This window comes from Pseudomonas sp. NFACC24-1, from assembly GCF_900115235.1.
In the GTDB taxonomy this organism is placed as follows: Bacteria; Pseudomonadota; Gammaproteobacteria; order Pseudomonadales; family Pseudomonadaceae; genus Aquipseudomonas; species Aquipseudomonas fluorescens_AA.
The window spans coordinates 1-10843 of sequence record NZ_FOVS01000066.1 but is presented as its reverse complement, the minus strand read 5'-3'; the positions used below and the strand labels follow the sequence as shown (position 1 = coordinate 10843).

Sequence of the window (10843 nt, the reverse complement as noted above, 5' to 3'; positions counted from 1 at the left end):
TGAAGGATTGCGATGCCTTGTCCCAACAAGCCAATCGACTGAAGCAACTGGTGGACAGCTTCAAGATCTGACCCCAGTCGAAAGCCGAGCCACCGCCTTCGCGAGCAAGGGACCGGCGGTTCGATCGTTCCCACGCTCCTGCGTGGGAATGCCGCCAGGGACGCTCCGCGTTCCGCTTCTGGAAGGTGACGCAGAGCGTCACGGGATGCATCCCCACGCAGAGCGTGGGGACGATCAGCTTCAATCCAGTCGGGCTGACACTTTAGCGAGCAAGTCCGCTTCCACAGAGGATTGGCGGTTCGATCGTTCCCACGCTCCTGCGTGGGAATGCCACCAGGGACGCTCCGCGTTCCGCTTCTGAAAGGTGACGCAGAGCGTCACGGGATGCATCCCCACGCAGAGCGTGGGGACGATCAGTTCACCGGCAACTGACCCGCCGCCTTCGCGAGCAAGCCCGCTCCCACAAGGGACGGGTGCTTATTTGAACATCTCCTGCACATTCCCCATCGCCTCATCGGCGAAGCCCTGGAGGAAATCCCTGAAGCCCGACGGGGTGTGGGCGTCGGTGTGGTCGGCGATGATGGTCCAGGTGGCACGGCAGCGGTTGTCTGCCAGGGGTTCGACGCGCATGGCCGCCCACAGGTTGTCGATGCCCAGGGTGTTGTAGATCAGCGTCCAGGTCATGTGCATGGCCTGGTCGTCACGGCTGTTGAGCTGTTCCACCACCAGGTTCTGCCCATCGCGGAAGAATTTCTTGCGCAGGGACCTCACGCCCTCGCCGGTCATTTCGATGTGCTCCAGGGCCGGGATGAAGCGGTTGAATCCGCCAAAATCACCCACCACGTCCCAGACGCGCGCCGCGTCGGCCGTGACCTCCACCGAGGTTTCGACCTGGCAGGCGTGGGGGTTTTTGATCAGGGTGTCGGGTTGCAATGCACTCATGGTCTTGCTCCTTGCTTTGGGTTGAGGGTGTTTCAAATGAAGTCGATGGCCTTGAGGTAGTCGGCGCCGCGACGTAGCAGGGCCGGGGACTTTTCCGGATAGCTGGCGCCCATCTGCCGCACGCCGGCACGGGCGTTGTCGTGGCTGATCAGCGAGATATCGCCGATGTCCTCCTCGAAGCCGTTGAGGTAGAAACCCAGCACGCCAAACAACGCATTGTCGGCATCGACCCGCGCCAGTTGCCGTTGCCACTCGGCGACGCTCACCAGCGAAAATTCCCGGCCGCTATCGCGAAATGACGCGACGTAAGCGTCCCAGCTCAAAGGCTGCGGGTTGTGCAGGTTGAACACCGCTTGGGTGGGCTGGTAGCGGCTGGCGTGGAAGGCGATGAAGCGGGCCAGGAAATCCACCGGCATCAGGTCGAAATTGAGTGACAGGTCTGGCACCTGGCCGAGTTGGATCGAGCCCTTGAGCATCAGCATCAAGCGATTCTTGTGGGGCTGGCAGACCCCGGTCAGGCTGTTGAAGCTGATGTTGCCGGGGCGGAACAGGTTGACCCAGACCCCGCGATCGCGGGCCCGTTGCAGGATCCGTTCGCCGACCCATTTGGACAGGTTGTAGCCGTTCTTGATGTAGATCGGCGGCGTCTCGGCGGCCGGCTGTTCCAGCACCTGGCCGTCGGCATCCAGGGCACTGGAGGCGGACAGCGTGGAGACGAAATTGAAGATTTTCTTGCTGCGCCCTTCACACAGGCGCAAGCACTCGAAAATCGGCTCGACGTTGTCCCGCGCCAACGACCCGTAGTCGAGTACATGGTTGACGTGGGCGGCGTTGTGCACCAGCGCTCCGAAAGTGCTATCGATGCGGGCGTAGACGTCGTCCGGCAAACCCAATTGCGGTTGGGTGATGTCGGCGGCGTACACGCTGACACGGTCCAGGTCCAGGTGGGTCAGGTGATTGTCCCGCAGGGCCTGGGAGAAACGTTCAGCCGCGCTGTGTTCGGCGCTCGCGCGTACCAGGCACGCGACTTCCGTGGCGCCCCAGGCCAGCAGCGCTTCGACGATGTGCACGCCGAGAAAGCTGTTGGCGCCGGTCACCACCACCTTGTGCACATCGCCGCATTGGCTGATGGGCAGCGGATCAAGGTTGAGCTCGGCCTCGGCATCGATGAAGGCCTGGGGGCTGAGGACCGATGCGTTGCTGTGTTCCGGGTCGTCCAGCAGCTTCGCCAAGGTCATCAGCGTCGGTGCCTCGATGAAGCGGTTGATCGACAGGCTGCGGCCGAACACCTGGCGGATGCCCAGCAGCAGTCGCGACAGCAGGATCGAGTGCCCGCCAAGGTTGAAGAAGCTCTCGTCGGTGGCGATGTCGTCGACCGGCAATTCAAGCAGCTCGGCCCACAGTTGCTGCAGTTGTGTTTCCAGGGCGTTCTGCGGTTGGCGCCGTTGGCCGTCGACGTGCACTTGCACCGCCATGGCGAGCAATGCCCGGCGATCGACCTTGCCGTTGCTGGTGTAGGGCAGGCTGGGCAATTCGACGTAGGCCGCCGGGTGCATGTAGCTGGGCAAGCTGTTCTGCACATGCTCGCGCAGCGCCTGGAGGGCCGCGCCGGGGTGCGCCTGTTCGGGGTGAACCAGGAACGCCAGGATCCGCCGCTTTTCATCGACCCCCACCGCCACCTGGCGAAACAGCTGGCTGTCGCGCAGGCAGTGTTCGATTTCCTCGGGCTCGACCCGAAAACCGCGGATCTTCACCTGGTTATCGCGGCGGCCGCACAGTTCGATGCCGTTGTCGGTCCACTGGCCGATATCGCCGGTGCGATAGACCCGCAGCGCTTGCCCGGTGGGCAGCGTCAGGTCGTGGTAACGCGTCGCGGTCAGCGCCGGATCGTTCAGATAGCCGAGGCCGACGCCCGGGCCGGCGATGTACAACTCGCCGGCGACACCCTGGGGAACCGGTTGCAACTGTTCGTCCAGGATCAGGACCCGGCCATTGGCGATGGGCACGCCGAGGTTGCGGTTGTTGTCGCCGACACCGAACTGGCGTGTGGACGCCAGCACCGTGGTTTCGGTCGGGCCGTAGATGTTGTGGAACTGGCATTGTGGCGCGAGTTGCTCGATCACGAACGGCTCGCAGACATCGCCCCCGGTGATCAGGTGTGTCAGGCCCAGCGGCGTATCCAGGGGCATGACGCTCAGCAGCGCAGGCGGCAGAAAGGCGTGGCTGATGTGCTGCTGGTGAATCAACGCGACCAATTGCTGCGGGTCGCGGCGCTGGTCTTCGCTGGGCACCACCAGCAGGGCGCCGTGGATGAAGGTCGGCAGGATATCCAACAGCGACGCGTCAAAGTTGATGGTGGAAAACTGCAACGCCCGGCTGTCGCGCTGCAACCCGACGTAGTCGCCGTACCAGGCACAGAAATGGCTGAGGTTGCGGTGGCTGAGCAACACGCCTTTGGGTTGGCCGGTGGTGCCGGAGGTGTAGATCGCCACGGCCGGTTCGTCGATGTTCACCGTGCGGCGGATCAGCGAAGCCGGGATGCCGGGCTTGGGCGCTGGCAGTTGATGGACATTCAGCGTTGGCACCGAGAGGTCGCCGAGGTCGCTGTTGCCGTCGTGCAGCAGCAGGTCCGCCTGGGCATTTTCCAGGATGAAGCGCCGACGTTGCGCCGGATGCTGCGGGTCCAGCGGCAGGTACACCGCCCCACAGCCCAGCACCGCCAGGATCGCCGCATACAGGTGCGCGGACTTGGGCAGGCAGACACCGATCACCAAGGGGCGCTTGGCCGCGCCGCTTAACCTCTGCAACATCGGCTGTTGCAACCCCAGCGCCAGGCGGCGCAAGGATTTGTAGTCGATGAATTGCCCATCGACCCACAGGGCTGGTTGCGTCGCGTCATCGAGCAGGCGTTGTTCAATGCTGTGCATCACTGGCACGTCGGCGGCGGCCAGTAGCCAGGGCACCGCCGGCCGATTGAGGCCGTGCTCGAAGGCCAGCGGCTCCAACGCATCGAGCCCGAGCAGGGGCTGGTCGACAGCGTCAGCGTCTACCGTTGGCCAGTGATCGAAACAGGTTTCGTCCCGGGATAACTGGCTGACCAGCCGTGCGCCGGTCTCGACCAGCGTCGCCAGCGTACGCAGGCGCAAGGACTGGCCATTGCCATCGCGTTGCGGCGCGATCACTTCCTGGCACAACAGCCGCTGCCCACCGTCGCGAAAAACCAGTACCGGTTGCGGCAATGCTTCAGCGGGCAGCGTGCACAGCGCCACGCGGATCTGGAGGCGCGAGCGGGCTTCAATGGCTTGTGGTGTCGTCCCGTCGTCGATCAACAGGTCGACCGCATCGTGGCCGGCCGGCGAGTGCCGAACCACTGCGTGGCCGTGCAGCTCCAGTTCGTGGGCCAGTTCGGTCATGGCCTGGCTGGTGCCAGGCACTGCAATGTCGAGGCGTCTCATCGGAAGGTCCTCATGGAGTCAGGTAATCAGCAAGGGCGTCGCGTACGCAGGGCGACGCGAGCATCGAGCTGCCGCGGAAAAAGCGCGTGATGTTGCCCACCAACGGGTGAAAACGATTGATGGGGTACGCCAGCGCACTGGCGTCTTCACGCAACGACTGGCGTACCGATTCGTCGACGGGCAGGTGCGCGATCAGCTCGAAGTCGAACGCTTGTTGCAGGTCGCTCGCCAGGTACTGGGCGATGAAACCGGGCATCAAGCGCGCGATCGCTGCGCGATCCTCTTCGGGGGCGGTGCGCCAGTACATCTGCACCAGTCGCGTCCAGAAACCGGAGTGCCGGCCTTCGTCGAGCAAGTGATCGGCCATCAACCCCTTGATCGAAGCCTTGACCGAATCGTCCCGGGCGAAGGCGGCCACTTCGTTGGTCACGGTGTTCTCGGCGATGGCGATGCAGATCAGCTCCACGGCGCTGAGCAAATGCTCCGGCGCTCGGGCCAGGGTCGCCGGTATGGCGCGGCTGAGTTCGATCTGCCCAGGCAGCGGGATGGGATCGATGCCGGTCATGTCGATGGTCTGCTGCATGAAGTCCATCGCCACCAGCGCGTGGTAATCCTCGTCCACCACCACGGTCATCGCGTCGTAGCGGCAGGCGAACGGGAATTCGATGCCGAAGCGGTTCTTGGCGATGCGCCGGGCGGTGTGGTCCACCAGTTCGGTCTCGAAAATCACCACGTCGTTGATGAACTTGTAGAGGCTCTGCACCAGCACAAAGTCGCGCAGTTGCGCACAGTGGCTGAGGAACGTCTGGCTGTGCACCAGCGGTTGGCGGCTCATGGGGAAAATCAGCTTGTCGTCGTCTTCGACCCGCCGCCGTGGCCGAGTACGGATCGTGGCGCGGCTCTCCCAGGCGTCGGCGAAGGATTGGTAGGGGATGGCGTTCATGGCGTCACCTGCGCAACCGGTTGGGTCATGCTCTGGCGCAGGCCGTCCCACAAGGCCGCGCGGCTGTGGACGGCGGCGAGGGCGGCGGCCAGGACTTCGGTTTCGCGCTGCGGGTCGCCATCGATCAGCCGTGCCAACAGTTTTTCTGCCGCCGGCCCGTGGTCTTCGGAATCGACTTCGATGTGCCGTTGCAGGTAATAACGAAAGGTCGGTGCCTGATCCAGGCCAATGCCCCAGGCGTCCAACATGCGCTGGAACATCTGCGGGATGACACTCTCGCGACCATGCACGAAGGCGGCGGCCACGCTGTGGGCCGGGGCATGCAGGGCGGTGTGCAAGGTCTGGCGGACGAACCGCGCCGCCGCCGGTTCGACCTCGACACTGTCCAGCGCGGTCTCGGGGCTGACGCCTTCCTGCTGCAGGGTGATGAACTGCTCGATGGCGCGGGTATCGGCGCCGATTTCCCGCATGGCATCCAGGTACAGTTCGAAATGGCTGCAATAGCCGGCGCCAGGGCGGTCATCCGACTCTTCCCCCAGCACGATTTCATTGATCAAGCGGGCCGCGTGGGGGTCGGCCGGCGGCAGCCAGGGCAGGTGGACACAGGTGAGCTCACGTTGCAGTCGCTTGGTCAGCGACATGAAGTCCCAAACGGCAAAGACATGGCTTTCCATAAAGCGGCGTAACAGATCGATTGATGTAATCTCGGAAAAAACCGGGTGTTGGCCAAGTTCGTGTTTTTTGAGAGATAGTTGTTCTTTGGATGGCTGCATTGGAACGTCCTCATCAATGATGTTTTGTCCGGAAGGCGGCTCGTTAGTTAGTGAGGGCGAGCGGGTGCCTGAACCGAAATCCATGAATTGCCAAAGTGGCTTAAGCATTCTCTTTAAATCGTGCTTTCGGCTTGCGATGCCAATGTTTGCTTGGGTTGTCGCATGTCGGAAGGGCCGCAAGTAACGCGGCGAATAAAAAACTAATACACGGAGCAAGTAAGCGGCAAGTACTTTTTTAATTATTTAAAGTGGGCATTTTATTGGGCGCGAAGAGGGCTTTTAAAACTTTTAATATAAGTTTTATTGAGGCGAAGAAGCTCCTTCCGATTTAGGAGTATCAGAATCGAATAGTTCGAGTGAATGCCTCACTCGGAGCACTTCAGGGATCGGGGAGTAAGGAAGTTTTATGTTATGGGCAGGACGTCGGTCGGACATCCGATCATCCCGCCGGTTGGACGACGCTCCTTGCGTATTGGCTTCGATTCGCCTGGCCTCAGCCAGGCGTTGACTTCTTCAGGTCTGTTTTGAATCGACAAGCGCAAGAGTGAGCCCAAATCGATGGCAGTGCCATTGAACTGATGGGGCGACGAGCCGCAGCCACGGCGAGGCCGTGCCGCGCTGGCGACAAGTGAGTCGGAAGGATATGTAAGAAATTTTTACGCCGGACGGAGCGCCGACATGGGATCACAGCTTCGACGGCTGTTCCAAGTACCGGCGCATGGTGACAGAGGCTTTTTCCAGGTGCAGTTCCAGCAATACGATTGCTTTATCGATGTCTTTGGCTCGCGCGGCCTCGAGCAGCGCGCGATGATCGTCCTGGCTCAACTTGCCCAGGCCCATGGACGACAGATGAAAGCGCAGGAAGCGCTCTTCTTCATTGAGCTCGCGCTCGATCAGGTCCAGCAGCTTGCTGTTGGGGGCCTTGTGATAAAGCGACATGTGGAACAGCCGGTTGAGCTTGCCGATCTCGGCGTGTTCGGTTTCCATTTCCAGCTGTTCGATGTACTGGGCGGCCATTGCCAGGTCGCTGTCATCGAGCAAGGGGATGGACAGGCGCAAGGCGAACGATTCCAGGACCGAACGCAGGGCATAGGTTTCTACTGCATTGTTGGTGATCAACGGTGCCACGACGGCGCCCTTATGCTGAACCACATTGAGCAGTGACTGCGCTTCGAGCTGGCGCAACGCCTCGCGCACCGGCATGCGGCTCACGCCGAACAGGTCGGCCAGTTCCTGCTGGCGCAGGGCGGTACCGCAAGGCAAGCGTCCATCGAGGATGGCCTCGCGCAGAGACTCTTCGATGATCGAGCGTGCCTGGTCAGCGGGAATGGGGCCGTTGATCTGGATAGTGCTGAGCGGTTTGGGCTTCTGTGTCACGACAACGCACCCTGATTGGTAGTAAAAATTGGATCCAGGCTCACGTTAGTTACAGGTTGGTGAGCCGTCAAAGTCTCTCGACCGGAGGTTCCTGAACTAAAGTTTAGTCTGCCTGCGGTGATCGCACCTTGCCATTGTCTTTTAGTGGGCCAGGCGTCACCATCCAACGAATTTCCAACGACCCTTTTCGGACGTATTTCCCTTGGCTGCACCGTTCCCTGTCCTCAGGTCCTTGCGCTGGCTGTGTTCGGCATTGTTACTGGCCGGCCTGATGCTGGGTGGCCTGCAGGCCGACTGGGACTTTGCGCAGATCAGCCGGCGGGCGCAAGCGTTATATGGTCCCTTGGGCGAAGGTCAGCAACGGATCGACGCATGGCAGCAACTGTTGGCGACCCAGAAACAGATTCCGGAACTCGAACAGCTCAAGGTGGTGAACCTGTTTTTCAACAAACAGGTGCGCTACGTGGAAGACATCGACCTGTGGCGCGAGGTCGACTACTGGGAAACCCCGATCCAGGCCTTGTGGAAGGGCGCTGGCGATTGCGAAGACTACGCCATCGCCAAGTACTTCAGCCTGCGTCATCTCGGGGTGTCCAGTGACAAGCTGCGCATCACCTACGTCAAGGCCTTGCGGCAGAACCGTGCGCACATGGTGCTCACCTACTACGCCACGCCCGAGGCGATGCCGCTGGTACTCGACAGCCTGATCGACGGCATCCTGCCGGCCAGCCAGCGAACCGACTTGCTCCCGGTCTACTCTTTCAATGCCGAAGGGCTGTGGCTGCCGGGCGCCAAGGGCAACAAGAAAGTGGGTGACACCAAGCGCCTGTCCCGGTGGCAGGATGTGTTGAAAAAAATGCAGGCCGAAGGTTTTCCGGTCGAGACGACTAACTAGGAGCGCGCGCTCAGATGTCCTTGTTCAAACAGCTGTTGATCGCTATCTGTCTGTTCCTGGTGGTTGCCTTCAGCGGCAGCTTCATGGTCAGCCTGGAGAGCTCGCGGGCCCAGTACGTCAACCAGTTGCGCTCCCACGCCCAGGACGCGGCCACGGCGCTGGCCCTGTCGCTGACGCCGAACATCGACGACCCGGCGATGGTGGAGCTGATGGTCAGCTCGATCTTTGACAGCGGCTACTACGCCAGCATTCGCGTGGTAGACGTGGCCACCGACAGGACTCTGGTCGAGCGCACCGGCACACCGGACGCCGGCAGCGTGCCGCAGTGGTTCATCAAGCTCATCGGCCTGGAGCCGGCTGGCGGCGATGCCATCGTCAGCCGCGGCTGGGAACAGGCCGCGCGGGTCGAAGTGGTCAGCCACCCGATGTTCGCCCTCGCCAAGCTCTGGCAGAGCGCCCTGGGCAGCCTGGGCTGGCTGCTGCTGTGCGGCGCCGTGAGCGCGGTGCTGGGGGCCTTGCTGCTGCGGCGCCAACTCAAGCCGCTGGATTACATGGTGCATCAATCCCATGCCATCGCCCGACGTGAGTTCCTGAGCCTGCCGGAGTTGCCCCGTACGCCTGAGTTGCGGCGTGTGGTGCAGGCGATGAACCAGATGGTCGAGAAGCTCAAGGCGCTGTTCCAGGAGCAGGCCGAGCGCAGCGAGAAACTGCGGGTCGAGTCCTACCAGGACACCCTCACGGGCCTGGCCAACCGACGCTATTTCGAAATGCAGCTCAATGCCCGGGTGAGTAATCCGGAGCAGGCCAGTTCCGGTTATCTGCTGTTGCTGCGGGTCAAGGACCTGGCCGGTTTGAACCAGCGATTGGGCGGGCAGCGCACCGACCAGTTGCTCCAGGCCGTGGGCGAGCAATTGCAGCGTGAGTGCGCCCGCTATCCGGAAACCCTCAACCTGGTCACGCGTATTCGCGGCGGCGAGTTCGCGGTGCTGGCCCCCGGGCTGGTGCGCGAGGAAGCCCTGCAACTGGCGCAGAACCTCGAAGCCGCGTTGGCGAGCCTGCACGCCACTGGCGCGACTGACGTGGCGTCGGTGGCCTCCATCGGGCTGGCGCCGTTTGTCCACGGCGACTCGCCGCAAGCGGTGCTCCAGCTTGCCGACCAGGCCCTGGCCCAGGCCGAAAGCCAGGGCGAACCCGGCTGGGCCTGCCTGGACCACAGCCTGGCGGCCAGTGTCGGCGACGATCACCATGCCTGGCACACCTTGCTCGACCAGGCTTTGAGTCATCAGCGCTTCGAGCTGTACTTCCAGCCGGTGGTGGCCGCCCAGGACACCCAGGTGGTGCTGCATTACAAAGTGTTGTCGCGGCTGTTGGACGAGCAGGGCCAGACCATCCCCGCCGGGCGTTTCCTGCCTTGGTTGGAGCGCTTCGGCTGGACCGCGCGCCTGGACCGTTTGATGCTCGAGCAAGTGCTCAGGCAAATGGCCGGGCATGAACAGTCCCTGGCGTTGAACCTGTCTTCGGCGACCTTGGCCGATCCTCAGGCGCTGAACAAGATCTTTGAGATCCTGCGGGCCCATTCCAACCTTGGGCCGCGCTTGACCCTGGAAATTGGCGAAGAGCAATTGCCGGAGCAAGCGGTGCTGGAGCAGTTGACCCGGCGTTTGCGCGAACTTGGTTTCTCCTTGAGCCTGCAGCGTTTTGGTGGGCGGTTCAGCATGATCGGCAACCTGTCGCGGCTGGGGCTGGCTTACTTGAAAATCGATGGCAGTTATATCCGCGCCATTGACCAGGAAGGTGATAAGCGTTTGTTCATTGAGGCTATTCAGCGCGCGGCCCACAGTATCGATTTGCCGTTGATTGCCGAGCGGGTTGAGACGGAGGGGGAGTTGGCGGTGATTCGGGAGATGGGGTTGTTTGGGGTGCAGGGGCAGTTGGTTGGGGAGCCTCGGCGTTGGGGGTGAGGCTTGTTGACGAGGCGGCCTGGTAGCCGGCCTGGATGTTGTTGACCGAGTACATATCCGTTCTTTTCGTAACGGCGACTTATGGTTCCGCCCTTACGGCGGCTCACTTTTGAGAAGCGCAAAAGTAAGCAAAACGCTTTATGCCCCACCACTCGGCACCTCGCCTAGGCTCGGTGTGCCCTCACTCCGGCATTGCTCCGTGGGCCCGCCGCGAAGGGCCATCCATGGCCCAGCGCGGCTATCCCGGCATCCATGCCGGGATGCCCACTCCACAATACCTGCGTTCGGCCAGCGTGGTTAACGGGGCCCCCAGATCAAAAGCCAGGACGAGGCGGCCTTATAGCCGACCTGGTTCTTGATGGGGACCGCGTTTCCCCTGTGGGAGCGGGCTTGCTCGCGAAGGCGGCACATTCAGCATTGATGCAAGCAGACCCACCGCCATCGCGAGCAAGCTCGGCTCCCACAGTAATCGGCGGTGGACGCTGATCTTGTAAACG

General features: G+C 62.2%; 7 protein-coding genes. 2 read left to right on the top strand and 5 right to left on the bottom strand.

Annotated elements, in window-relative coordinates:
- Nucleotides 1-477: 477 nt before the first annotated feature.
- The 5 genes from BM317_RS29315 to BM317_RS29295 form a co-directional block, all read right to left on the bottom strand.
- Complete coding sequence (locus BM317_RS29315) at nt 478-942, bottom strand: SRPBCC family protein (protein ID WP_092176922.1); 465 nt, start codon at nt 940-942, stop codon at nt 478-480.
- A gap of 32 nt (nt 943-974) precedes the next feature.
- A complete protein-coding gene (locus tag BM317_RS29310; RefSeq protein ID WP_092176919.1) occupies nt 975-4397 on the bottom strand; it encodes a non-ribosomal peptide synthetase in 3423 nt (1140 codons plus the stop codon).
- Between the two features lie 10 nt (nt 4398-4407).
- Complete coding sequence (locus tag BM317_RS29305) at nt 4408-5340, bottom strand: diiron oxygenase (protein ID WP_092176916.1); 933 nt, start codon at nt 5338-5340, stop codon at nt 4408-4410.
- Complete coding sequence (locus BM317_RS29300) at nt 5337-6113, bottom strand: DUF3050 domain-containing protein (protein WP_092176914.1); 777 nt, start codon at nt 6111-6113, stop codon at nt 5337-5339. Before BM317_RS29300 ends, BM317_RS29305 begins: the two co-directional genes overlap by 4 nt.
- Nucleotides 6114-6797: 684 nt before the next feature.
- Entirely contained in the window at nt 6798-7490 is a 693-nt protein-coding gene (locus tag BM317_RS29295) for a GntR family transcriptional regulator (protein WP_092176911.1), read from the bottom strand.
- A 202-nt stretch (nt 7491-7692) separates the two neighbouring features.
- Between BM317_RS29295 and lapG the strand changes: the two genes are divergently transcribed.
- Entirely contained in the window at nt 7693-8385 is a 693-nt protein-coding gene (lapG, locus tag BM317_RS29290) for a cysteine protease LapG (protein WP_003196538.1), read from the top strand.
- A gap of 14 nt (nt 8386-8399) precedes the next feature.
- A complete protein-coding gene (gene lapD / locus BM317_RS29285) occupies nt 8400-10346 on the top strand; it encodes a cyclic di-GMP receptor LapD (RefSeq protein ID WP_092477179.1) in 1947 nt (648 codons plus the stop codon).
- Nucleotides 10347-10843 lie beyond the last annotated feature (497 nt).